General features: G+C 36.6%; 23 protein-coding genes and 1 pseudogene. 19 read left to right on the top strand and 5 right to left on the bottom strand.

Annotation, left to right across the window (positions count from 1 at the left end):
• Window positions 1-5: 5 nt before the first annotated feature.
• The 10 genes from FOT98_RS05725 to pheA all read left to right on the top strand — a co-directional run bounded on the left by FOT98_RS05725 (window position 6) and on the right by pheA (window position 10139).
• Complete coding sequence (locus tag FOT98_RS05725; RefSeq protein ID WP_063261272.1) at window positions 6-350, top strand: ribosomal-processing cysteine protease Prp; 345 nt, start codon at window positions 6-8, stop codon at window positions 348-350.
• A gap of 3 nt (window positions 351-353) precedes the next feature.
• A complete protein-coding gene (rpmA, locus tag FOT98_RS05720; RefSeq protein WP_000944957.1) occupies window positions 354-644 on the top strand; it encodes a 50S ribosomal protein L27 in 291 nt (96 codons plus the stop codon).
• Between the two features lie 63 nt (window positions 645-707).
• A complete protein-coding gene (locus tag FOT98_RS05715) occupies window positions 708-1256 on the top strand; it encodes a sporulation initiation phosphotransferase B (RefSeq protein WP_061677164.1) in 549 nt (182 codons plus the stop codon).
• The gene (gene obgE, locus FOT98_RS05710; protein WP_000497121.1) at window positions 1256-2542 is read left to right on the top strand and encodes a GTPase ObgE; all 1287 of its coding nucleotides are present in this window, start codon (window positions 1256-1258) and stop codon (window positions 2540-2542) included. The genes FOT98_RS05715 and obgE overlap by 1 nt, the downstream gene beginning before the upstream one ends.
• A gap of 139 nt (window positions 2543-2681) precedes the next feature.
• Window positions 2682-3389, top strand: coding sequence for a response regulator transcription factor (locus FOT98_RS05705; protein ID WP_063261314.1), 708 nt, complete (start codon window positions 2682-2684; stop codon window positions 3387-3389).
• A complete protein-coding gene (locus FOT98_RS05700) occupies window positions 3379-4461 on the top strand; it encodes a HAMP domain-containing histidine kinase (RefSeq protein WP_063261271.1) in 1083 nt (360 codons plus the stop codon). The genes FOT98_RS05705 and FOT98_RS05700 overlap by 11 nt, the downstream gene beginning before the upstream one ends.
• 93 nt (window positions 4462-4554) lie before the next feature.
• The gene (locus FOT98_RS05695; protein ID WP_000114530.1) at window positions 4555-5331 is read left to right on the top strand and encodes an ABC transporter ATP-binding protein; all 777 of its coding nucleotides are present in this window, start codon (window positions 4555-4557) and stop codon (window positions 5329-5331) included.
• Window positions 5306-7228: an ABC transporter permease gene (locus tag FOT98_RS05690; RefSeq protein ID WP_063261270.1), complete on the top strand. Its 1923-nt coding sequence runs from the start codon at window positions 5306-5308 to the stop codon at window positions 7226-7228. The genes FOT98_RS05695 and FOT98_RS05690 overlap by 26 nt, the downstream gene beginning before the upstream one ends.
• 49 nt (window positions 7229-7277) lie before the next feature.
• Window positions 7278-9191, top strand: a complete 1914-nt coding sequence (locus tag FOT98_RS05685) for an ABC transporter permease (RefSeq protein WP_063261269.1) — start codon at window positions 7278-7280, stop codon at window positions 9189-9191.
• Between the two features lie 96 nt (window positions 9192-9287).
• Window positions 9288-10139 (top strand): prephenate dehydratase, encoded by an 852-nt coding sequence (pheA, locus tag FOT98_RS05680; protein WP_063261268.1) that lies wholly within the window; start codon window positions 9288-9290, stop codon window positions 10137-10139.
• A gap of 63 nt (window positions 10140-10202) precedes the next feature.
• Here pheA and FOT98_RS05675 read toward each other — a convergent pair whose 3' ends face one another.
• From FOT98_RS05675 to FOT98_RS05665, 3 genes are all read right to left on the bottom strand, one after another.
• Complete coding sequence (locus FOT98_RS05675) at window positions 10203-10850, bottom strand: MOSC domain-containing protein (RefSeq protein ID WP_063261267.1); 648 nt, start codon at window positions 10848-10850, stop codon at window positions 10203-10205.
• Between the two features lie 83 nt (window positions 10851-10933).
• Window positions 10934-11476, bottom strand: a complete 543-nt coding sequence (locus FOT98_RS05670) for a transcription repressor NadR (RefSeq protein WP_000812272.1) — start codon at window positions 11474-11476, stop codon at window positions 10934-10936.
• Window positions 11476-12618 carry an IscS subfamily cysteine desulfurase gene (locus tag FOT98_RS05665; RefSeq protein WP_063261266.1) on the bottom strand — a complete coding sequence of 381 codons (1143 nt, stop codon included), beginning with the start codon at window positions 12616-12618 and terminating at the stop codon, window positions 11476-11478. The genes FOT98_RS05670 and FOT98_RS05665 overlap by 1 nt, the downstream gene beginning before the upstream one ends.
• Window positions 12619-12769: 151 nt before the next feature.
• Here FOT98_RS05665 and nadB point away from each other — a divergent pair, with 151 nt between their 5' ends.
• The 5 genes and pseudogenes from nadB (at window position 12770) to FOT98_RS05640 (ending at window position 19253) form a co-directional block, all read left to right on the top strand.
• Window positions 12770-14299 carry an L-aspartate oxidase gene (nadB, locus tag FOT98_RS05660; RefSeq protein WP_061677179.1) on the top strand — a complete coding sequence of 510 codons (1530 nt, stop codon included), beginning with the start codon at window positions 12770-12772 and terminating at the stop codon, window positions 14297-14299.
• Between the two features lie 19 nt (window positions 14300-14318).
• Entirely contained in the window at window positions 14319-15152 is an 834-nt protein-coding gene (nadC, locus tag FOT98_RS05655; protein WP_001092213.1) for a carboxylating nicotinate-nucleotide diphosphorylase, read from the top strand.
• A gap of 30 nt (window positions 15153-15182) precedes the next feature.
• Entirely contained in the window at window positions 15183-16289 is a 1107-nt protein-coding gene (gene nadA / locus FOT98_RS05650) for a quinolinate synthase NadA (protein WP_061677180.1), read from the top strand.
• A 226-nt stretch (window positions 16290-16515) separates the two neighbouring features.
• Window positions 16516-16672 (top strand): annotated as a pseudogene (safA, locus tag FOT98_RS33395) (SafA/ExsA family spore coat assembly protein); the annotation flags it as partial.
• 1933 nt (window positions 16673-18605) lie between these two features.
• Window positions 18606-19253, top strand: a complete 648-nt coding sequence (locus FOT98_RS05640) for a YhcN/YlaJ family sporulation lipoprotein (protein ID WP_063260732.1) — start codon at window positions 18606-18608, stop codon at window positions 19251-19253.
• A 33-nt stretch (window positions 19254-19286) separates the two neighbouring features.
• Here the strand turns inward: FOT98_RS05640 and FOT98_RS05635 are convergent, their stop codons facing one another.
• Window positions 19287-19721, bottom strand: coding sequence for a hypothetical protein (locus FOT98_RS05635; RefSeq protein ID WP_063260733.1), 435 nt, complete (start codon window positions 19719-19721; stop codon window positions 19287-19289).
• Window positions 19722-20168: 447 nt separating this feature from the next.
• Here FOT98_RS05635 and FOT98_RS05630 point away from each other — a divergent pair, with 447 nt between their 5' ends.
• From FOT98_RS05630 to FOT98_RS05620, 3 genes are all read left to right on the top strand, one after another.
• A complete protein-coding gene (locus tag FOT98_RS05630) occupies window positions 20169-20489 on the top strand; it encodes an ArsR/SmtB family transcription factor (protein WP_061677185.1) in 321 nt (106 codons plus the stop codon).
• A 66-nt stretch (window positions 20490-20555) separates the two neighbouring features.
• A complete protein-coding gene (locus FOT98_RS05625; RefSeq protein WP_063260734.1) occupies window positions 20556-21485 on the top strand; it encodes a DMT family transporter in 930 nt (309 codons plus the stop codon).
• Between the two features lie 120 nt (window positions 21486-21605).
• Entirely contained in the window at window positions 21606-22136 is a 531-nt protein-coding gene (locus tag FOT98_RS05620) for a BofC C-terminal domain-containing protein (protein ID WP_063260735.1), read from the top strand.
• A gap of 12 nt (window positions 22137-22148) precedes the next feature.
• Here the strand turns inward: FOT98_RS05620 and FOT98_RS05615 are convergent, their stop codons facing one another.
• Entirely contained in the window at window positions 22149-23093 is a 945-nt protein-coding gene (locus FOT98_RS05615) for an iron-hydroxamate ABC transporter substrate-binding protein (protein ID WP_063260736.1), read from the bottom strand.
• 188 nt (window positions 23094-23281) lie between these two features.
• On the opposite strand from FOT98_RS05615, the gene ruvA reads away from it, so the two are divergent.
• Complete coding sequence (gene ruvA / locus FOT98_RS05610) at window positions 23282-23899, top strand: Holliday junction DNA helicase RuvA (protein ID WP_061677193.1); 618 nt, start codon at window positions 23282-23284, stop codon at window positions 23897-23899.
• Window position 23900 lies beyond the last annotated feature (1 nt).

Here is a 23900-nt window from a genome sequence, read left to right as displayed (position 1 = left end):
TTAACATGATTAAAATTACGATAAGTCGCACGAAATTAGGAAGTATCCAATCATTTAAAATGACTGGACATGCCAATTATGCGCCACATGGACAAGACCTTGTCTGTGCAGCAACTACAGCGGTTGTGTTTGGTTCTATAAATGCAGTGGAAGAACTTTGTAATGTGCAGGCAACTATTGAAATCGGAAGTGATGGCGGATTCTTAACGTATGAATTGCCTAATGATTTAGACGTTCATGCAGCAGAAAAAGCACAAACGCTTTTAGAAGGATTGGTTGTTTCGCTTAAGACGATCGAACTTGATTACGGAAAGTATATCCGTTTAATAGAAAAAGTGCAGGAGGTGTAACGTATGTTAAGATTAGATCTTCAGTTTTTCGCATCTAAGAAAGGTGTAGGTAGTACAAAGAACGGTCGTGACTCTCAGTCAAAACGTCTTGGTGCTAAACGCGCAGATGGTCAAACGGTTTCAGGTGGTTCAATTCTTTACCGTCAACGCGGTACAAAAATTTATCCAGGTGTTAACGTTGGTCGTGGTGGCGATGACACTTTATACGCGAAAGTTGACGGCGTAGTACGCTTTGAGCGTCTTGGCCGTGACCGCAAACAAGTGAGCGTATATCCTGTTGCTCAAGAAGCATAAGAACTCACGGAAAACTCTAACCTGAGTGCAGGTTAGAGTTTTTCTATATTAAGGGGTATCTAAATGAATGAAAAATGGACAATTATAGATGCATTGCGTCATTCAAGACATGATTGGCTCAATCGTATGCAGATGGTGAAAGGAAACCTTTCCCTTGGAAAAGTGGAAGAGATTCATAGTCTCATCGATCGTTTTGTCCAAGAAGCGAGACAAGAATCCAATCTGATAGGGCTATCAATGCCTTTATTTTCAGAGTGGATTTTAACATATAATTGGAAACAGCAGCCGTGCTTATTGGAGTACGAAGTATTAGGGAAATTACATAACTTATCTCACTTAGATGAGACTGTATGTACATGGACGAATCAATTTTTCTCAATGCTTCAGCATAGTTTAGACGTATATGTTGAAAATTATGTTTGTATCACAATTGAATGTGACGCGGAGAATGCTCGTTTCTTTTTTGATTTTCGTGGTAAGCTAACGAGTGTAGAAGAACTACAGAATTGGCTTGCGACCCAAAACAATAAATGGTATTCCATTTCTTATACAGTACGAGACGAAGAAGTCTCAGTTATATTACAACCAATTGAAAAAAGTGTGGTGAAATAATGTTTGTAGATCAGGTCAAGATATATGTAAAAGGCGGCGACGGTGGTAACGGAATGGTTGCGTATCGTCGTGAGAAATATGTACCTAAAGGTGGCCCAGCAGGTGGCGACGGTGGTAAAGGTGCAGATGTTGTTTTCGTTGTTGAGGAAGGCTTACGTACATTAATGGACTTCCGCTACCAACGTCATTTCAAAGCTGATCGTGGTCAGCACGGAATGAGTAAAGGTCAGCACGGCCGTAAATCTGAAGATTTAATCGTAAAGGTTCCACCAGGAACAATAGTAAAAGATGAAAAAACAGGACAAATTCTTGCCGATTTAGTAACGCATGAGCAAACAGCTGTAATCGCAAGAGGTGGTCGTGGTGGCCGTGGTAACTCACGTTTCGCAACAGCAACGAATCCAGCGCCTGAAATCGCTGAGAACGGGGAACCAGGTCAAGAACGTGATGTCATTCTAGAACTTAAAGTGCTAGCAGATGTTGGACTTGTTGGATTCCCAAGTGTAGGTAAATCTACATTATTATCTGTTGTATCATCAGCGCGTCCGAAAATTGCAGAGTATCACTTTACAACAATCGTTCCAAATCTTGGTGTTGTTGAAACGGGTGATAACCGCAGCTTCGTTATGGCTGACCTTCCTGGACTAATTGAAGGCGCACATGCCGGCGTCGGACTTGGACACCAATTCTTACGTCATATTGAGCGTACACGTGTAATCGTACACGTTATTGATATGTCTGGTTTAGAAGGCCGTGAACCATATGAAGATTACGTAACAATCAATAATGAATTAAAAGAATACAATATGCGTTTAACAGAGCGTCCACAAGTTGTTGTTGCAAACAAAATGGATATGCCAGATGCAGAAGAAAACTTACAAGCATTTAAAGAGAAAGTGGGAGACGAAGTAAAAATCTTCCCAATCTCAGCTGTAACAAAACAAGGTGTTCGTGACTTATTATTTGAAGTAGCGAACTTATTAGAAACAACACCAGAATTCCCAATGTACGATGTTGTCGAAGAGTCTGAAGCAAGTGTAATGTACAAATTTGATGCTGAAAGCCTTAAATTTGAAATTACACGTGAAAGTGACGGCACATTTGTTATTTCTGGTTACGATATTGAGAAGACATTCAAAATGACAGACTTCTCACGTGATGAATCTATACGTCGTTTCGCTCGCCAAATGCGCGGAATGGGTATTGATGAAGCGCTTCGTGCACGCGGTGCAAAAGATGGAGATATTGTAAAAATTCTTGAATATGAATTTGAATTTATCGACTAAGACTGCCGAAATATGGCAGTCTTTTTTTTTATGTAAATGTCTGATTCGTATAGGAAAAAATACCCACTAATTAAATTTTCAATTTATAATAGAACAAGGAGTGGTGTTGGAAGAATTTTTTTATGGGGAGAAAACGAACATGTATAAAATATTAATTGTAGAAGACGATGAAAAAATAGCGGGAATATTAGAGGAGCATTTAGAAAGGTATGGGTATCAATCATTTAGAGCAAGTGATTTACGTCATATAAAAGATGAGTTCGTCAAAATAAATCCGCATCTCGTATTACTGGATATTAATTTACCATACTTTGATGGGTTTTATTGGTGTCGTCAAATTCGTACTGTATCGAATGCGCCGATTATTTTTGTTTCTGCAAGAACAGGGGAAATGGATCAAGTAATGGCAATTGAAAATGGCGGTGATGATTACATTACGAAGCCTTTCCATTTAGATATCGTAATGGCAAAGGTGAAAAGTGCACTTCGCCGTGGGTATGGTGAGTATGCCTCTGTTGCGGAGAGTGATTGTTTAGGTGTAAATGGACTGTTGTTATTCCCGTCACAACACATTGTTGAGTGGCAGGGGCAACAAACGGAGCTGACAAAAAATGAATTTTACTTATTAGAGTGTTTAATGAAACAAGCAAATCAATATGTAACGCGCGAAGAACTGTTAGAAGCCCTGTGGGATGAGGTAGCTTTTGTTGATGATAATACATTAACCGTTAATGTAAAACGCGTAAGGAAGAAACTAGAGGAGCTAGGCATTAAGAATGCAATTGTAACGAAACGTGGATATGGTTATGCGCTTCTTACAGAGTGGGGCGAAGGGCATGAAGGTTAAAAATTACCTCATGGACCGCTTTTCTTTACTTCTTTCTTATATTGTTAGCCTTTGTTTATTTGGGCTTGTAATGCAGTTGCAAAGTCTTTTAGAAAAACGATCCATTGATTGGAGTACATGGTTATATGGACTTTTATTAGGGACAGTTGTATTTACAATATACCTCATTTACGATTATCGAAAACGGAGTGTGTTTTTAAATAGGATTGAAAAGTATGTTACTGGCGGAAATACATTACACGATTCTTTACTTATTGATACTTCTTATACGTCAGAGCAAGAGATGGTCGTTGAATCGTTTACGCTATTAAGACAGCAATACATGAATGAAATTCATAAACAACATGCGAAAGAACAACAGCAAATGATATTTATGAACCAGTGGATTCATCAAATGAAAACACCAGTATCGGTTATAGAATTACTATTACAGAAGTTTGGTAAAGAGCATCGTGAAGCAAGGGCAACAGTTGAAAGTATTCGTGAAGAAAATAACCGCATACTAAATGGTTTAGATTTAGCGTTACATATGGCAAGGTTAGAGCAATTTGCGAAAGATTATAAAGTAGAAGTAGTAAATGTAGTAGATATTATTCGAGGTATTATTAATGAAAATAGAAAGTCGTTCATTCAATCGTCTGTATTTCCGAAAGTAATGTTTGATGAAGATACTTGTATGGTTGCATCTGATAGAAAATGGCTGAGTATTGCTATAGGGCAAATTGTTGTAAATGCAATTAAGTATACGAAAATTTCAGAAGTAGAGAAAAAGGAAATTCAATTTCAAATTGAAGAGAAAGATCAAAAGGTGTTACTACATATTAAAGACAATGGAATTGGTATTCCAGAGCAAGATATAAAGCGAGTATTTGATCCGTTCTTTACAGGAATAAATGGCCGTAAAACGAGAGAAGCGACTGGGATGGGTCTACATATTACAAAGGAAATTTGTGATAATTTACATCACGGTATTTATGCACAATCGATTGAAGGGGAAGGGACAACATTCACGTTCCAATTTGCAAAAGATGAAGAATATCATACATTAATGAGAAAAATGACAAAACTGTAAGATAACAAAACGTTTTGTAAGGGAAATCACTCGTTTCTATTTCTTATTTTTCTTATAGTAAATGTAAGAAGAAAACACATAGGGGGATTAGAAATGAGTGTTCTTGAAGTAAAAGGATTAACGAAGGTGTACCAATCAAAAGGTTCAGTAGCGACGACTGCTTTAAATGATATAAATTTTAAAATAGAAGAAGGTGAATTTGTAGGGATTATGGGTCCTTCAGGAAGCGGGAAAACAACGCTTTTAAATTTATTAGCAACAATCGATAAGCAAACTTCAGGTCATGTGCTTGTAAATGGCGAAGAAATTAATCAAATGCGTGCTGCAAAATTAGCGGAGTTTCGCCGTACACATTTAGGGTTCATTTTCCAAGATTTTAACTTACTTGATACGTTATCGATTAAAGAAAATATCATTTTACCACTTGTCATGGCGAAGAAATCTGTAAATGAAATCGATGCAAAGGTGCTTGAGATTGCAAAGTTTTTAAATATCGAAGAAATTTTAAATAAAAAAGTATATGAAGTATCAGGCGGACAACAACAACGTGCAGCAGCAGCGAGAGCAATTATTCATGAGCCTACGTTAATTTTAGCGGATGAACCAACTGGAAACTTAGATTCGAAGTCAGCAAAATCATTAATGAGCGCGTTGCAAGACTTACATGAACAAAAGAAAGTAACAATTGCAATGGTTACGCATGATCCGGTAGCGGCGAGTTATTGCGAACGTATTCTATTCATTCGCGACGGAGAAATTTTCTCAGAAATACATAAAGGAAGAACGAAACAAGCCTTTTTCCAAGAAATTCTGGACGTACTTGCGATGCTAGGAGGAGAATATCATGAACTTTCGCCAGCTCGCGCTTAATAACGTAAAAGGAAATTGGCGTAATTATAAAGCCTTTCTTATTAGTAGTTGTTTATCAATCGTAGTATTTTTCATGTATGCTTCCTTCATTTATCATCCAGATGTCGTAAGCGGTAATATTAGTATGAGGGATATGATCTCAAAAGGGCTAGAATCAATGAATTATATTGTAGTTATCTTCTCAGCACTCTTTATTTTATATGCAAATTCGACATTTTTACGAGCAAGGAAAAAAGAGTTTGGTCTACTAACATTAATAGGCGGAACGAAGTCTCAACTTGGCCGAATGATTATATTAGAACAGCTTATGTTAGGTAGTATTGCAATTGTAGTAGGTATTGGGCTTGGTATGCTTTGTTCGAAATTATTTTTCCAAGCATTAAGTGTAATATTGAAAATAGATAAAACACTTCCACTCGTATGGAATAGTAAAGCAGTTTTGATTACAGCGGGTGTATACTTTATTCTATTTTTAATCTTATCATTGTTTAGCGTTTGGACAGTAGGACGCTTGCAAATTATTGATTTATTAAGAGAAGCAAGAAAACAAAAAGTAGAACCTTTTGCATTTACATCGTTATGTGTAGCGGGGATAGGATGTATTATTGTTGCATATGTACTTAGCTTCCAAGTGACATTTATGAATTTTATCATGCTGTTTTTACCGATTGTAGGGCTGACGATAGGAGGAACTTATTTACTGTTTACGCAAGGTAGTACAGTCGTATTGAAGGCGTTACAAAAACGAAAAAAATCTTTTTATACATACCCAAATATGTTCGTACTTAGCAATCTTATTTATAAAATGAAAGATAATGCTCGTTTTCTATTTGTAATTTCTATCATTACGGCCGTTGTATCTTCAGCAGTTGGTACACTATACGTATTCTTTGAGGATATGAGTTATAAGGCAGTAACTAGTACCCCGCATGCTATTTCGTATGAGGAAAAAGGAATAAATACGCATAATGTCATAAAAGAAGGAAAAACAAAAGAATTAATAAAAAAACACGGATTTGAAGAAGCGCGAGAAGTAACGTACGTAAAACTCCCTGGAACTCAAAAAATCACGATGTTTAACGGTGAACATGAAGTACCAATGGCGATTGTTTCAGAAAAAGAATATAACGCTGAAGTACGTAAACAAAAGAGAGAGCAAGTTAGAGAAGTTCATAATGCACCAGGTAGTGCAACGATGGTCATAATGGATATGGCGAAAGATATGATGAAGATAGATCTTGCGAAACCATATGAATTTAAAGTGAATGGGCAAATGCAGTCTGTTCAATTAAATGAGCCAACTTCATTTTCTGTTTTTAATGATAGTGAATATCTCATTGTGAATGATCAAGATTTTGAGAAATACGCAAAGCTCGTACCAGATGAAGAAAAGACGAAATATTACGGTTATTATATAGAAGATTGGAAAAGTACCGAAGATCTTGTGTTAGATTTGAAAAAGGAAATTGCACCAGAAAAGCAAGGTGAATTGAGAAACTCAGTGTTTGCTTATAAAGATATAAGAGAAGGTGGAGCAATTACAATGTTCATCGGTTTCTTTGTAGCTGTACTGTTCTTCTTCTTCGCTTGTAGTATGACATACTTTAAATGGTTTAACGATAAAGAACAAGATCGTATTCAATTTAAGTCGTTAAAGAGAATCGGTATGACAGATAAAGAAATACGTAAAATTGCAATTCGACAAATGGGTGTTATCTTCTTTATCCCAATTTTAATCGGTGCCATTCATAGTGGATTTGCTCTTCATACGTTAGGGAAAATGCTTTATCTCGATTTATGGAAATCAGGTGCGATTGTAATTGGGGCATACATTGTAGCTTCTGCGATTTACTTTATGATTGCACAAAGAGGATATTTGAAACACGTGCAAAGCTAGAGAAACCTCTAGCTTTTTGCCTATGTAGTAAGTTATAGGAGGACGATAGATGAACATTCGGCAACTAGCGCTACAAAATATAAAAGGAAATTGGCGTAATTATAAAGTGTTTTTCTTAAGTAGTTGTTTCGCAATATTTGCGTCTTTTGCATATATGTCTGTCATTGTACATCCGTATATGCAGGAGACGATGTGGTATCAAAACGTACGCTGGGGACTTATCATATGTAATGTTATAATCATTTCTTTTTTCGTCATATTTATTTTGTATGCTACTTCTATTTTCATAGAGGCACGTAAGAAAGAATTAGGATTATATATGTTAATGGGAGCAACGAAATCTAACGTAATAGGAGTGATTATGACCGAGCAAATATTGATCGGGGTATTTGCTAATATTTTCGGTATAGGGATTGGCATGATCTTTTTGAAACTCTTTTTTATGGTGTTTAGCATGCTAATGCGTCTTCCAAAAGAACTCCCTGTCATATTTGACGTGAAAGCGATTGGGGTAACGTTTATTACATATATGGTTGTTTTTATTCTGTTATCTTTTATCAGTGCTTTACGTATATGGAATATAAAAATCATTCGGTTATTGAAAGAATTTCGAACTGATAAAAAAGAGAAGAAACCATCAATGTGGCTTTGTATATTCGGTTTTATTTGTTTAGGGATAGGGTATACGTTAGCGTTACAGGCGACGATGCCAACGATAGCATTCTATTTTTTCCCTGTGTCTATACTTGTCTTTTTCGGAACGTATTTTTCTTTTACACACGGAACTGCTCAAATATTAGAAATGATAAAACGAAATAAAAAGATTATGTATACATATCCGTATTTATTTATAGTGAATCAATTGTCACATCGAATGAAGGAAAATGGTCGCTTTTTCTTTATGCTTTCTATGGCAACGACATTTGTAGTTACGGCAACAGGTACGGTGTTCTTATATTTTTCTAGCATGCAAGATATGTGGCGGGATGGGGGCGCACACTCATTTTCATACATAGAAAAAGGTATTTCTACCCATGAAGTCTTTGAGGAAGGTACGGTTGAAAAATTATTGCACCAATATGGGTATGATGATTTTCAAACTATGAGTTTTGTTGGAGTGTATGCATCTTTTCAGTCCAATAAAGGAGAAACAGAAGTAGCGCCACTCATTAAAGAAAGTGAATACAATCAGGAGGCAAGAAAACAAAAACAGAAAACGTATCATCCGAAAAAAGGAACAGTTACACTTGTTTATTATAATAAAAGTAAGTATCCGAATGTATATAATCAAACAGAGATTCAATTACAAGTAATGAATCAAACGTATCAATTCGTATTTAACGGTCAGAAAGAAGGGGCGCAATTTAATTATCATCTCGCGCACATTAACGGTTTGTTTTTCGTTATGAATGATGAAGATTTTGACAGTATAGCAAATAAGATTCCTGATTCTGAAAAAATGATGTATCGAGGATACACATTATCAAATATCGAAAATACGAAAAAATTAAATGAAGATTTACGGAAACATATGAAACAAGATGATAATAACGCATTTCGAAGTAATATGGAGTTATATGTGAATATGAAAGAGTTCGGCAATATTACTCTATTTATAGGCTCATTCATTAGTATATTATTTTTCCTTACATCATGTAGTATCGTATATTTTAAATGGTTTCATAATATTTCATCGGATAGAAAGCAGTACGGGGCACTCTCTAAACTGGGAATGACGAAGGAAGAAGTATGGAAGATTTCTCGCTGGCAATTGTGTATGCTATTTTTTGCGCCAATTATAGTAGGGAGTATGCATAGTGCAGTTGCGTTATATACGTTTCATAATACGCTCTTTATGGATGGCTCATTAAGAAAAGTAGGCTTGTTTATTCTATTTTATATCGCTGCATGCATCATGTATTTCTTTTTCGCTCAAAGAGAATATAGGAAACATTTAGACTAGCAAATGCTAGTCTTTTTTTAATATTCGAAATTTACATAGAAGAATATAAAAAAGTATGGTATAACAGTAAGAAAACGAAAAAGAGGGGAAAAGACGATGATTCGAGTAGGATATTTAGGACCAGAAGCAACATTTACAAATATGGCGGTGAGTCGTTTTTTTCCGGAAGCAGAGCATGTACCGTATCGCACGATTCCAGATTGTATAGATGCAGCTGCAGATGAAAATGTAGACTTCGCAGTTGTACCGTTAGAAAATGCTATAGAAGGTTCAGTGAATATAACGGTTGATTATCTTGTGCATGAGCAACCACTTTCTATTGTAGGAGAAATTACAGTACCTATTCAGCAACATTTACTTGTACATCCGCAGTATGCAAAAGTGTGGGAAGAAGTATATGCAGTGCATTCTCATCCGCACGCTATTGCGCAATGTCATAAGTTCTTAAATGAAGAATTAAAAGGGGTCACTGTCCGAGATATGACATCAACAAGTGCTGCTGCGCAATATGTGAAAGAACATCCTGAAGAAAAAATCGCTGCTATTGCAAATGAAGCAGCTGCAGAAAAATACGGATTAACGATTGTAAGACGTAGTATTCATACACATAAAAATAATCATACACGCTTCCTCGTGCTCCATAAGAAAAAGAAAGCGGTACTCCCAAATAACGGAGAAAACCGCGGAGAGAAAACGACGCTTATGATAACGTTACCTGCTGATTATGCAGGGGCACTATACCAAGTGTTATCAGCTTTCGCATGGAGAAAATTAAATCTATCAAAAATTGAATCTCGCCCGATGAAAACAGGTCTTGGAAATTACTTTTTCTTAATCGATGTCGATAAAGCATACGATGATGTATTATTGCCAGGCGTAACGATGGAACTTGAAGCACTCGGTTTTTCTGTTACTGTGCTGGGGAGTTATTCTTCTTATTGGTTGTAAGGGGGAGTTAGGTTATACCGTCTGATAGATAAATAAAATCCCACCTATAAATGGTGGGATTCTTTATTTTAACTTCGCAAGACGATCTTCTAACTGACCACGCCAAATATCAGCTAGTTCTGGAACAGCAAGAATCCTTTCAATGCCATCTTTATCTTTTCTATTATGAAAATAAATTTCGTTAGAGAATAAAACAGATACATTGCTCGGTTGACGTTCTAGTAATGTAATTTTTGAATCTTTACGTACAGTACCTTCTTGAAGAACACGGCATAAGTAGCCAGTAAATCCAGTTGCTACGATGCGCGGCAAAATGCCAGGGATGCCAAGACGTTTTGAAATTGTGCTACAAGGTACGCGGGCTTGCGTCACTTGAATGATTGCTTCACCTAGTTGATATGTATCTCCGATGCAAACATCACGCTCTAACATATTTGTTACGGTAATGTTTTCGCCAAATGTGGAAGCTGGAAGCGTTGTTTGAAATTCCTCTTCCCATAGTGCGTAATGCTCATGTGGGTATACACAAACGGCGCGATCAGGCCCACCGTGATGTTTTAAATCTGCTACGTCATCACCAAGGAAGCCATCTTTTGAGAGAAAAGCTTCTTCTGTAGAATCTTTACATATACCTGTTATCATTTCTTTATCTTCGCCATATTTCATTTGTTTCGGTTTGCCAATGCTAAAGTGAACGAGTTCAATTCCCATATGTGATCTCCTTTACGATTGATTACAATATTATAGCACTAAAAAAGCACAGAGAATGATAAAAACTCTGTGCTTTGCATGAATTAATAAACGAGAAATCCTGCTTTATCTAGCGCCTCACAAGCAGCGTCTAGCTTTTCTTTAGAATCTGCTTCAATTGTATGTAAGTGAATACCATCTGTTAGTTGCGAAAGATAGGAAGCATTTGTGTTTTCGATTTTTTGTAAATATTGCTCTACATCAAAGCGATTACTTACCATGATGGATGCTGTTAAGTCACCGTATACAGGATGCTCAACTTTTACATCTTTAATCGTAACGCCGTGGTCAACAAGCATTGTAAGTTCCTGACGTACTTCCGCTGGTTTATGTTGGCATACGATTACGCGTTCGAAAGCTTGTTGTTTCTCTTGTGGTTTTAAATATAAATATCCTTGAGCAGTTGCAATAATCGGTTCGTTTCGTGCTTTGAGTAAGGAAATATCTTGCACGATCACTTGTCGACTTACGTTTGTTTTTTTCGATAGTTCATTCCCAGATAACGGTTCATTTGCAGCAAGAAGCCACTGAAGGATAAGCTGTCGTCTTTCTTCGCCTAAAATCTTTTTTTGTTCATTTTGTTTCATTATGATTTAACACCTCTATAAAATTGATTTCCAATTGTGTGTAGTGCATGAATAGTAGTATCAATTTGATCTTTCGTTGTTTGTTGCCCGAAAGAGAAGCGGACATATTGTTTCGCCTCTTCATACGTTTTTCCAATTGCAAGCATTGTTTTCGAAGGTTCTTGTTTACCGACTTGGCAAGCACTTCCGGTGGAAATGGCAATACCATGGCGATTACATTCTAGCATTGTATATTGACCTTCTATTTCTTTTATTGTAACCCCAATAATATGTGGTAAACAAGAAGTAGAATGACCTTCCACTTGAATTTCTAGAGGAAGTGTTTGTAATCGCTCTAAAAAGTAGGATCGTAACTCTTTAAAACGTAAGTTTTCTTCCTGTTGATTTTTTAATATATTCTCAGAAGCTGTTAAAAAAGATGCGATGCCAGGAACGTTTACTGTACCTGGGCGAAACCCTTTTTCGTGAGAAGTTCCCGGAAATATTTGTGTCCAGCGAACTTGCGGATTTATATAGCAAGCACCAACACCCTTTGGTCCGTATATTTTATGTGCTGAAACAGAAAGACTATCAATTCCCATCTCAAAAACATTGATAGGAAGTTTACCAAATGTTTGCACACAATCTGAATGAAATAAAACGTTATATTTTTTTAAAAGTGCTCCGATTTCTGCGATGTTTTGAACGGTTCCAATTTCAGAATTTCCGTGCTGTATGCTTGCTAGAACAGTATTTTCTGTAATAGCTGTTTCTAAATCATCTAAATGAATGAGCCCGCCTTCATCAACAGGAATTTCAGTAATTGTATACCCTTCTGATTGTAAGGATTGAAAATAACTTCGAATGGATGCGTGCTCCATAGGTGTTGTAATAATATGTTTCTCGCTTCTAGCCTTTAAAAGGGATTGAATCGCAAGGTAGTTGGATTCCGAACCACCGCTCGTGAAGAATACCCCTTGTTCCTTTCCGCCAATCATGTCAGCAAATGTTTTTCTGCAAACTTGTAGTAAAGAAGAAGCTGTTCCTCCAATATCATGTAAACTTTGTTCATTTCCGAAGTATTGCGATGCTGCTTTCATATATGTTTGTAACGCCTCTTCACTCATAGGTGTAGTAGCTGCATAGTCAAGATATATCATCATGTAAGTTCCTCTCCCTAGTAAGAGTTACATTTCTTGTATTTTTTAATGGTAGTGAAAATAAGAATTATAAAAAAACTCTTGTCATTATTTTAAAACTATGTAAATATAGGTGTCAAGACAGTTGAAAAGTGTAAAGTAGGAGGCAACAATTATGCCAAGTGCAGATGTCTTAATTATTGGAAGTGGCGTTGCGGCACTTCGTGTTGCGAAAGAGATTTGTCACGAAAAGAATGTGATTATTATCACAAAGGGAACGAATCGTAATAATAATACATATTTAGCGCAAGGTGGAATTGCAGCAGCGGTTGCTACATATGACAATCCAAATGATCATTTTGAAGATACGTTAGTAGCAGGATGTCATTATAACAATGAAGATGTGGTCCGTTATTTAGTCGAGGAAGGGCCGAAAGAAATGAATCATCTCATCGAAAGTGGAATGGAATTTGATGGAGATGAAACGGGTCCTCATCTTGGAAAAGAAGGCGCACATCGAAAGCGCCGTATTTTACATGCAGGTGGCGATGCAACAGGAAAGAATTTATTAGAGCATTTCATTCAAGAAGTAGCTCCGCACGTTACGGTAGTGGAACAGGAAATGGTGCTCGATTTTATTATAGAAAATGATAAATGTGTTGGAGTTTTAACAAGAACTAGTGAAGGGAAGTTGAAGCGTTACGTTGCAGATTATACGGTGTTAGCAACAGGTGGGATTGGCGGTTTATACGCCTTTACTTCTAACGATAAGACAATTACGGGTGATGGACTTGCGATGGTATACCGCGCAGGCGGGGAGCTCGTGGATTTAGAGTTTGTACAATTTCATCCAACAATGTTATATGCAAACGGGAGATGCTGCGGCCTCGTCTCTGAAGCTGTCCGTGGTGAAGGAGCTGTCCTTATAAATGGAAAAGGGCAGCGTTTTATGATGGATATACACCCTGATCACGATCTCGCGCCGCGCGATGTAGTAGCAAGAGCGATTCATGAGCAGCTTTTGGCGGGTGAAAAGGTGTATGTAAATATCGAGTCTATCCAAAATTTCGAAGAACGTTTTCCGACTGTAGCATCATTGTGTAAAAAGAATGGTGTCGATATAAATGAAAAACGCATTCCGGTCGTACCCGGTGCTCATTTTCATATGGGTGGCGTGAAAACGAACTGTGATGGAGAGACGTCCATTCCAAATTTATATGCGGTCGGTGAAGTAGCTTGTAATGGCGTTCACGGTGCAAATAGGTTAGCAAGTAATTCATTATTAGAAGGTCTTGTGTTTGGAAAAAGAATAGGACAACATATTTTAACGAAAGCGGCAAAAGACAGATTGAACACCCTAGCTGAGAAGGAAAAGAAGTTTATCGTTTTGAATCATTTGCCGGCGAAGGAAGAAATAAAAGAATGCATGATGAAATATGTTGGGATTGTGCGAACAGAGCAAAGTTTATCTTCTGCAAAGAGATGGCTTAGTAAGTACGGTGTTCGAAATATGATCTTACAACATGAGGCACTTACAAATGAAGAGATAACGCTCATTAATATGTTAACAGTCTGTGAGCTTATAGTCGTATCAGCTTTGCAAAGAGAAGAAAGCATTGGTGGTCATTATCGAAGTGATTATCCGGATAGAAATAGAGTAAAAAAAGAGATTGTTCGAGTGAAAAGAAAACTACAACTTGTGTGATGAAGGGAAGAGGGGCTTTATGAACACGATAAAGGTTAAAGAAGCATTAAATCGATTTTTTCTAGAAGATATAGGAGAACGAGATGTAACATCTCAGCTTATTTTTCCAGACAATTTACTTTCAAAAGGAACGTTTCTTGCGAAGGATACAGGGGTCTTTGCAGGGCGTTTAGTAATTGAAGAAGGATTTAAACTAATTGATGAAAGAATTGAAGTGGAGCTTCATAAAAAAGATGGAGATCTTGTAGAAAAGGGCGAAATAATAGCAACTGCGCAAGGACCAATTGCTTCTTTATTAACGGCAGAGCGCGTTATATTAAACGTTATCCAGCGTATGAGCGGGATAGCTACGATGACACATAAAGCTGTGCTTGCTTTAGATAGCGGCCATACACGTATTTGTGATACGCGAAAAACGATGCCAGGGCTACGTATGTTTGATAAGTATGCAGTCGTGTGCGGAGGCGGATTTAATCACCGTTTCGGTTTATATGATGGTGTCATGATTAAAGACAATCATATTGCTTTTGCTGGTTCTATTACGAAAGCTGTTACATCGGTGAAAGAAAAATTAGGACATATGGTGAAAGTAGAAGTGGAAACAGAAACAGAGGAACAAGTGAGAGAAGCTGTAGCTGCTGGTGCGGATATCATTATGTTTGATAATCGTACGCCAGATGAGATTCGGGAGTTTTCAAAGATTGTACCAAGTGCCATCGTTACGGAAGCATCAGGAGGCATTACAATTGAAGATTTATCGAAATACGGAAAAACAGGGGTAGATTATATTTCACTTGGAGCGTTAACACATTCAGTGAAAGCACTTGATATTAGTTTCAATATTGAGGCGTAAGGAAAGTGGCTTAGAGGGGGAGAAAGGGATATGAGTATTTTAGAAAAAGTACAACCGATTGAAACGATGTTACCAGAGCGTTATTACACGATGTCAACAGAAGATATGGAAAAGCGTGTTCGTGAAATTAAAGAAAAAATGGGGAAAACACTATTTATTCCAGGACATCATTACCAAAAAGATGAAGTGGTACAATTTTCTGATGCAGCAGGAGATTCACTTCAGCTTGCGCAAGTTGCAGCGAGCAATAAAGAAGCGAAATATATTGTATTTTGCGGCGTACACTTTATGGCAGAAACAGCAGATATGTTAACGACAGACGATCAAATCGTTATTTTGCCAGATATGCGTGCAGGCTGTTCGATGGCAGATATGGCAGATATTGAACAGACAGAAAGAGCGTGGAAAGGGCTCACGAAGTTATTTGGAGATACGATGATTCCGTTAACGTATGTTAACTCTACAGCTGCAATTAAAGCGTTTTGCGGTCGTAATGGCGGAGCGACAGTAACTTCTTCTAATGCAAAACAAATGGTATCTTGGGCGTTTACACAAAAAGAGCGTCTTGTCTTTTTACCGGATCAACATTTAGGAAGAAATACAGCATACGATTTAGGTATCCCGTTAGATAAAATGGCAGTATGGGACCCGCATACAGATTCATTAGAGTACGATGGAGATATAGAAGAAATTCAAGTGATTTTATGGAAAGGGCATTGTTCGGTTCATCAAAACTTTACGGTGAAAAACATTGAGAATGTACGGAAGAATCATCCGGATATGAATATTATTGTACATCCAGAATGCTGTTATGAGGTTGTTGATGCTTCGGATTACGCAGGATCAACGAAATATATTATTGATATGATTGAAGCAGCGCCACCTGGAAGTAAATGGGCAATTGGTACAGAGATGAATTTAGTGAATCGAATTATTCAGCAACATCCAGATAAAGAAATTGTTTCACTTAATCCATTTATGTGTCCGTGTTTAACGATGAACCGAATTGATCTGCCGCACTTATTATGGGTGCTTGAAACGGTAGAAAGAGGAGAAGGGATTAACGTTATTAGCGTAGATAAACAAGTGACCGAAGAAGCGGTTCTTGCATTAAATCGTATGTTAGAGCGTGTATAAAGCAGCGGGGTTTCCGTTGCTTTTTTTCGTACATATAATCATAACGAGAATGAAATGGGCATACATTGTTGTGAAGAAATCATTGCGATTTTCTTATGCTTATTCCACTTCTAATGATATTGAAAATCGAAGAAGTGATACAAGTGAAAAGAAGTTAACGTTATTTAGAAAGGGTTACTTCATGAGATTTGTTACTTATAGATAAGTTGTACAGGAGGGGGAAAATTTGAAAATTCATATCGTGCAAAAAGGGGATACCCTTTGGAAAATTGCGAAAAAGTACGGAGTGGATTTTGATACGTTGAAAAATACAAATACACAACTTAGTAATCCCGATTTAATCATGCCAGGTATGAAAATTAAAGTACCATCAAACAGCGTTCACGTAAAACAACATGCTGGGGCAGGTTCAGCGCCTCCGAAGCAATACGTAAAAGAAGTGCAACAAAAAGAGTTTGCATCAACGCCAACTCCGCTTGGAATAGAAGATGAGGAAGAAGTTACGTATCAATCAGCGCCAATTACACAGCAACCTGCTATGCAACAAACACAAAAAGAAGTGCAAGTGAAACCACAAAAAGAAGTTCAAGTAAAACCACAGAAGGAAATGCAAGTGAAACCGCAAAAAGAGGTACAGGTAAAGCCACAAAAAGAAGTGCAAAAAGAAAAGCCAATTCAAATAGAAAAACCAGTTGAAAAACCGTCTGTTATTCAAAAACCACCTGTTATAGAAAAACAAAAACCAGCAGAAAAAGAAAACACAAAGTTTTCGGTAAATGTGTTACCACAGCCTCCGCAACCACCAATCAAAGCGAAAAAAGAGTATAAAATTTCAGATGTAATTAAAAAAGGAAGCGAGTTAATTGCTCCTCAAATTACTAAAATGAAACCTAATAACATCATTTCTCCGAAAACGAAAAAAGATAATATCGTGTCGCCACAAGTGAAGAAAGAAAACGTAGGAAATATCGTGTCACCGCAAGTGAAGAAAGAAAATGTAGGAAATATCGTGTCACCGCAAGTAAAGAAAGAGAACGTAGGAAATATCGTGTCACCGCAAGTAAAGAAAGAAAATGTAGGGAATATCGTATCGCCGCAAGTGAAGAAAGAAAATGTAGGGAATATCGTGTCACCACAAGTGAAGAAAGAAAATGTAGGGAATATCGTGTCACCACAAGTGAAGAAAGAAAATGTAGGAAACATAGTGTCACCAAATGTATCGAAAGAAAATGTAGTTATTCCACAAGTCATACCGCCAAATATTCAAGTACCAAATATCATGCCAATCATGGACAATATCCAACCACCGAATATTATGCCAATCATGGATAACAATCAACCACCAAATATCATGCCAATCATGGATAACAATCAACCACCAAACATCATGCCAATTATGGATAATAACCCAATACCAAACATGATGCCAATCATGGATAACAACCAAATGCCAAATATGATGCCGATAATGGATAATAATCAAATGCCGAATATGATGCCGATAATGGATAATAATCAAATGCCGAATATGATGCCGATAATGGATAATAATCAAATGCCGAATATGATGCCAATCATGGATAACAATCAAATGCCAAATATGATGCCGATCATGGATAACAATCAAATGCCAAATATGATGCCAATCATGGATAACAATCAAATGCCAAATATGATGCCAATCATGGATAACAATCAAATGCCAAATATGATGCCAATCATGGATAATAATCAAATGCCGAACATGATGCCAATCATGGATAACAATCAACCACCGAATATGATGCCATATCAAATGCCATACCAACAGCCTATGATGCCACCAAATCCATATCAAATGCCATATCAGCAAGGAGCACCGTTTGGACCGCAATATACGTCTATGCCAAATCCAAATATGATGCCAATGGATAATAATATGCCGCCGCTCGTGCAAGGTGAGGAAGATTGTGGATGCGGAGGAGAGAGTAGGTTATATAGTCCGCAACCAGGCGGTCCGCAATATGCGAACCCTTTATATTATCAACCAACTCAATCGGCATATGCACCACAGCCAGGAACGATGTATTATCAACCAGATCCACCAAATGTATTTGGTGAGCCGGTTCCAGAAGAAGAGGATGAAGAAGAAGTTTAAAAAAGGTGGGATAATTCCCACCTTTTTTGTATGTAGAGTCGTTCTGAAAATGGAAGATTTACATCAAATGTTAGAAAATCCCCAGTGAAATATTAACAGTGTAAAAACCTTCTCCTTTACTCATCATAAGAGGGAGCTTTTCAGAAGAGAAGTTCATTCTAACAGAGGGGGTTTTTGTATTGAATACGAAAGTAAAAGTGATTGCTGCTTCTTTGTTAGTTACCAGTGCGTTAGCTGCATGTGGTACACCAAAAGATAACAATGCAATGGATGGACGTAACTACAATTACGAGCGTACATCTTATAATGATACACATCAGTATCGTGATAATGTAACGCGTAATGATCGTTATACAGATTATGTAACATATAGAAATGGTCGTAACGATACAGGATATAACAATTATTACCGTGATGTAAATTACAACGGTCAAATTGCAAATCCGCATCCAACACGTAATATTACAATGAACAATTCATACATTAACAATGATGGTAAAACAGCAGAAAGAATTACAAATCGTGTGAAACGTATGAATAACGTAGACCGTGTGTCTACAGTTGTATATGGAAACGATGTAGCGATTGCGGTGAAACCACGTAATCCAGTATCGAATGAAACAGCGCTTGCAAATGAAGTTCGTCAAGCGGTTGTAAATGAAGTTGGAAACAGAAACGTATATGTTTCTGTAAGAAATGACATGTTTACTCGTGTTGATGCAATGAGTACACGACTACGTAACGGTACAGTTACAAACGATTTTAATCGTGACATAACAAATATGTTCCGAGATATTCGTTACGGTTTGACAGGTACTGTGCGATAGCAAAACAAAAGAGGAAGGGGGAGCCCTTCCTCTTTATTCATCGTTATCGTGTAAACGACGCTTTTTAATAAAATAACTAATGGAATAAGAACCTAAAAAGCAAATGAAGAGAATACCACCTGTTAAAATGGCTTCAAATAAAGGTCTTTCTGGACTAAAAATGATATAAATAATAGCCATAACGATTCCTATAATAAGAGAGCGTAAAATAATTTTGTAATAAGGAGTTAACTTTATCTCCTTTTCACTTTCTTCTACATCGATAGAAACGCTTAACTGTAAATAACTAAGTACGATACTTGTAAGGATAAATAATAGCCATAATGGAGATTTCGTAATTTGATCTATTCCTTCAGTGAATCCGATATAGCCTAAAATGCCAATTATACCAAGTGATTGAAAAAGAAAAGCAATTCGAATGTTTTTTAACGTTTGCAGAATGAGACGTTCATCCTTAATTTTTTTCATAATATCTATCTCCTGTTTTATTATGATTTCGCTGTTATATTAATTGTAACATATATATTACATTTATCAATTTATAATTTACATATAATTTTTTTTGATGGAAGAGGAAATAAAATATTTTTATAAACATGTTGCACTTATACTTTATTAATGTTATATTAGCAAAGCGATGAGCTAATTTACGTAAGACGAGAGATATGCTTAAGTGCTAAACACGCGAATGTGGTCGCCTGGTCTCTCGCCGTAAACGCATCAAGACGCCTGCTTTGCAGGCGTCTTTCATTTTTATATGAATGTAATGGGAAGAATGGAGGAATCCAAGCTTCCCTTTTTTATTGGAATAAAAGTCGGAAAATAAAGTTATTTACAAGTGTATGTGAAAGAGTTACTATTTAATGGTAATATATTACAAGTTTTTTAGATATAAAAGGTTGGGATGAATAGTATATGGAGAACTTTGAATGTAGAAATACAGAAGTTGTATTAGAGAAATTTCAGGTTGTAACACCTATATTTCAGGCGTTAGGAGATGAGAATCGTCAGCAAATTATTATGCTGTTATTAGAAAACAAACGGATGAATGTAACAGAAATAACAGATAAAATGGGGATTTCTAGACCAGCTGTTTCGCATCATTTGAAAATTTTAAAACAAGCAGAACTAATTGTAGCGGATCGCAATGGAAAAGAAATTTTTTATTCTATAATAGCTGGAGAATTTTTAAAACAGGTGAAGGATTTACTTCAAGCAATAGAATCAAATTATTAATTTTTTTAACTAACACGTAAATGAGTTTAAACTTTTAAACCTGTTTACGTGAAAGGGGTAATAAAAATGAACAGAATAAATAGTATGTATTTCATTATGTTGCTTGTTCCGTTATTTTGGGGTGGATCTTTTGCAACAGCAGAGCATGTTATTACTGAAATTCCACCTATTACTGCGGCAACAATTCGTTTTGGTTTAGCAGGTTGTATTTTAATAGGCATCGTGTTTATGAAATCTGAGTGGAATACAAGTTTGTTATTAAAGAATTGGAAAGGGCTGTTATTTGTATCGTTAACAGGTATTTTTGGCTACAATGTTTTTTTCTTTATGGGACTTCACTATACTTCCACTCTGAACGGCTCACTTATTATTGCTACAATGCCCGTTTTTGTAACATTGGGAGCAATATTGTTTTTTAAAGAGTCTTGGAGTATAAAAGTCGGAATAAGTTTAACTTTGTCCCTTGTCGGTGTAATAGTGGTTATTACGGGTGGTTCAATGAATATACTTATGTCTTTGTCATTTAATAAGGGAGATCTTTTATTTATAGCTGCTTTAACCTGTGGGGTTTTATATAGCTTAACAGGAAAAAAGGTTATGAGTGGTGTCTCCCCTTTGTTAACAACAATGAGTATGACGGTATTGGGTACTGTGTTTTTAGCAGGCCTTTCTCTATATGAAGATGGGTGGGGAAAGGTTGCAACGCTCTCTTTACAGGGATGGATAGAAATGTTGTATATGGTCGTATGCGGGACGTTAGTTGGATATATCGTGTTTAATAAAGGGGTTGAAGAACTAGGTGCAAGCAAAGCTAGTATGTATTTAAATCTAACTCCTATTGTGGCTACTGGTATATCAGTTGTATTGTATGGAGCAGCTGTTACGTGGCAACAAATAGTTGGGATGATAATCGTATTAATTGGGGTTTATATAGCAACGGTACAATCAAATAAAGGTATAAAAAAGTTTTCACGTAATCAATACGTTTCGAAATAGGTAGAAATCATTGCACTCTATAAGTCTTAATGAGAGTAATCTATGAGTTAGGGATAAAACCCCCATTTCCGGAAAAACTACTAATGAAAGTTTGATCTTTCCTAAAAGAGGTGAACGGAAATGAGATGGATACTGATTGCGATGCAAGCTTTCGTTATGATGTTTTGTTTCGTTTATGAAACGAATGTGAAGGCGGAAGGTCCAGTACCAGAAGTAACAGAAAAAGAGCCTGAAGTTACAATTTTATTAGAGCGAATGTATGTTGATGGAGAAGTAAGTGAGGAAATATTTACAGAAAAAGTAGCGGACTTAGAAAAGTTTTTACAGCAATATAAAGAATGGCAGCTCGTTGATCGTGATGATGTACAAATTGTATTACAAAAGAAAGTTGATGATATTTCTCCGTTATTAAAGACGAGCGGTTATTTTGGTGTGTCAGAGGAAGGGATATTACAAATTTTCAATGGTGTACCGAAAAGTGATAATGCGATTCATTCCTTTTTTCAAATTGATATGAGAAAACTGGAGAGTTATGAGCGTGCGAAATTAAAGCGTGGTATTCGTATTAAATCAAAAGAAGGTTTTGTGAAGACGATTGAAAAAATGAAGCAATACGCAGTGCAAAATAAGAAAAAAAGCAGCTCATGGTGAGCTGCTTTTTTCTTATTTATTTTTATCTAAAATTTGTTTTGCGATTTCATCGATTAGCATGTCTTTTCCGATTGGATTGAATGCTTTCGTATTGAAGATTTCATTCGATACTTCGTATACGTGATTATTTTTAACTGCTTTGTTGTCTTTCCAAACAGCACTGTTTTTGTAGTCTTCGTAAACTTTATCAGCTTCGCCGCCGAAGTTTACAACGAACATTTGATCAGGTTGGAATGCAACAAGACCTTCTAGCGATACTTGTGCCATCGTTTGTTTTAAATCTGTACCTTTTGTTGCTGGAAGTTTTAAGTCGTTAAAGATGATGTCACCGTATCCGAAGCTACCGTATACACGGAAGTTTTGTGGTGTAACTGCGACGAACATAAAGTTCTCATCTTTTGTTTTTTCTTTAATCTTTTTAGATAAAGAGTCTGCTTTTTTATCGTAGTCTGCAATCCATTTGTCTGCTTTCTTTTCTTCGTCAAATAGTTTACCTACTTCTTTAAACTTACCACGCCAGTCTTCTAAGTTTGTTTCTAGAACAACTGTCGGTGCAACTTTTTCTAATTGATCATAAATCTTCAATTGACGATTATTTAAAATAATTAAGTCTGGTTTTAAAGCTGTAACAGCTTCTAAATCAACTTTAGGTGCCCAGTACCAACCTACTGCTTTTACACCATCTAATTTCTCTGTTAAGTGATTTTGGATTTTATCTTTATATGTATTCGCCGTACCAACAGGTTTGTGTCCAAGAAGTAATAATTCTTCTGTTGATCCAGATAAGTCAACAATTCGCTTTGGATTTACTGGAATTGTAGCTTCGCCTTTAGCGTGTTTTACAACTTTTGTTTTCGGTTGTTCTTTCGCTTTTGCTTCTTCTTTTTGAGAAGAACAGCCAACGATAGAAAGAACGACTAGCATAATAGTAAATAAAATAAATAACTTCTGTTTCATCCTGATGTAACCCCTTTAATTAATATTGATAATCATTATCGACTTCTGTATATTAAGGTGCTTCGCTCTTTCTGTCAATGGAAAATAACAGAAGTTTCTAATAGAGAACATTTGTTGGGGTAGTCTCGCTTTTCTATCATTAAATATGTTAAAATGGAATACATGATTTAAGAGGGAGAGATCGCATTTTGTTTGAATATGTTACAGGTTACGTGGACTATGTAGGACCGGAATATGTCGTAATTGACCATAATGGAATTGGGTATCAAATTTTCACACCAAATCCGTATGTATTTCAAAGAAGTAAGCAAGAAATCCGTGTCTTTACATATCATTATGTGAGAGAAGATATTATGGCACTTTACGGGTTTAAAACACGTGAAGAGCGTTTATTATTTACAAAGTTGTTAGGTGTATCTGGCATTGGACCAAAAGGCGCTCTTGCAATTTTAGCTTCTGGTCAAACAGGACAGGTCGTTCAAGCGATTGAACATGAAGACGAGAAGTTTTTAGTGAAATTCCCGGGCGTCGGAAAGAAAACAGCACGCCAAATGATTTTAGATTTAAAAGGAAAACTAGCTGACGTCGTACCAGATGCATTTGTTGATTTATTCTCAGATACAGAACGTTTTGATGAGAAGAAAGGTTCATCAGCTGAGCTTGATGAGGCACTGGAAGCTCTGCGCGCACTTGGATACGCAGAACGAGAAGTTTCTCGCGTTGTACCAGAGTTATTAAAAGAATCATTAACGACGGATCAGTATATTAAAAAGGCACTTAGTCTTTTACTAAATGGTAAGAGGTGAG

Source organism: Bacillus sp. HY001 (assembly GCF_007558965.1).
Taxonomy (GTDB): domain Bacteria; phylum Bacillota; class Bacilli; order Bacillales; family Bacillaceae_G; genus Bacillus_A; species Bacillus_A mobilis.
The sequence above is the reverse complement of the archived record's forward strand: the minus strand, read 5'-3'. Positions and strand labels throughout refer to the sequence as shown.

Bases quoted from the DNA above. Each gene is read 5' to 3' on its own strand.
- FOT98_RS05625 (WP_063260734.1), top strand. From the start codon at position 20,556: ATGAACAGAATAAATAGTATGTATTTCATTATGTTGCTTGTTCCGTTA.
- FOT98_RS05690 (WP_063261270.1), top strand. From the start codon at position 5,306: ATGAACTTTCGCCAGCTCGCGCTTAATAACGTAAAAGGAAATTGGCGT.
- FOT98_RS05715 (WP_061677164.1), top strand. From the start codon at position 708: ATGAATGAAAAATGGACAATTATAGATGCATTGCGTCATTCAAGACAT.
- FOT98_RS05675 (WP_063261267.1), bottom strand. From the start codon at position 10,850: ATGGGAATTGAACTCGTTCACTTTAGCATTGGCAAACCGAAACAAATG.
- FOT98_RS05685 (WP_063261269.1), top strand. From the start codon at position 7,278: ATGAACATTCGGCAACTAGCGCTACAAAATATAAAAGGAAATTGGCGT.
- FOT98_RS05705 (WP_063261314.1), top strand. From the start codon at position 2,682: ATGTATAAAATATTAATTGTAGAAGACGATGAAAAAATAGCGGGAATA.
- FOT98_RS05635 (WP_063260733.1), bottom strand. From the start codon at position 19,721: ATGAAAAAAATTAAGGATGAACGTCTCATTCTGCAAACGTTAAAAAAC.
- pheA (WP_063261268.1), top strand. From the start codon at position 9,288: ATGATTCGAGTAGGATATTTAGGACCAGAAGCAACATTTACAAATATG.
- rpmA (WP_000944957.1), top strand. From the start codon at position 354: ATGTTAAGATTAGATCTTCAGTTTTTCGCATCTAAGAAAGGTGTAGGT.
- FOT98_RS05700 (WP_063261271.1), top strand. From the start codon at position 3,379: ATGAAGGTTAAAAATTACCTCATGGACCGCTTTTCTTTACTTCTTTCT.
- obgE (WP_000497121.1), top strand. From the start codon at position 1,256: ATGTTTGTAGATCAGGTCAAGATATATGTAAAAGGCGGCGACGGTGGT.
- nadB (WP_061677179.1), top strand. From the start codon at position 12,770: ATGCCAAGTGCAGATGTCTTAATTATTGGAAGTGGCGTTGCGGCACTT.
- FOT98_RS05695 (WP_000114530.1), top strand. From the start codon at position 4,555: ATGAGTGTTCTTGAAGTAAAAGGATTAACGAAGGTGTACCAATCAAAA.
- FOT98_RS05620 (WP_063260735.1), top strand. From the start codon at position 21,606: ATGAGATGGATACTGATTGCGATGCAAGCTTTCGTTATGATGTTTTGT.
- nadA (WP_061677180.1), top strand. From the start codon at position 15,183: ATGAGTATTTTAGAAAAAGTACAACCGATTGAAACGATGTTACCAGAG.
- FOT98_RS05670 (WP_000812272.1), bottom strand. From the start codon at position 11,476: ATGAAACAAAATGAACAAAAAAAGATTTTAGGCGAAGAAAGACGACAG.
- FOT98_RS05630 (WP_061677185.1), top strand. From the start codon at position 20,169: ATGGAGAACTTTGAATGTAGAAATACAGAAGTTGTATTAGAGAAATTT.
- nadC (WP_001092213.1), top strand. From the start codon at position 14,319: ATGAACACGATAAAGGTTAAAGAAGCATTAAATCGATTTTTTCTAGAA.
- FOT98_RS05725 (WP_063261272.1), top strand. From the start codon at position 6: ATGATTAAAATTACGATAAGTCGCACGAAATTAGGAAGTATCCAATCA.
- FOT98_RS05615 (WP_063260736.1), bottom strand. From the start codon at position 23,093: ATGAAACAGAAGTTATTTATTTTATTTACTATTATGCTAGTCGTTCTT.
- FOT98_RS05665 (WP_063261266.1), bottom strand. From the start codon at position 12,618: ATGATGATATATCTTGACTATGCAGCTACTACACCTATGAGTGAAGAG.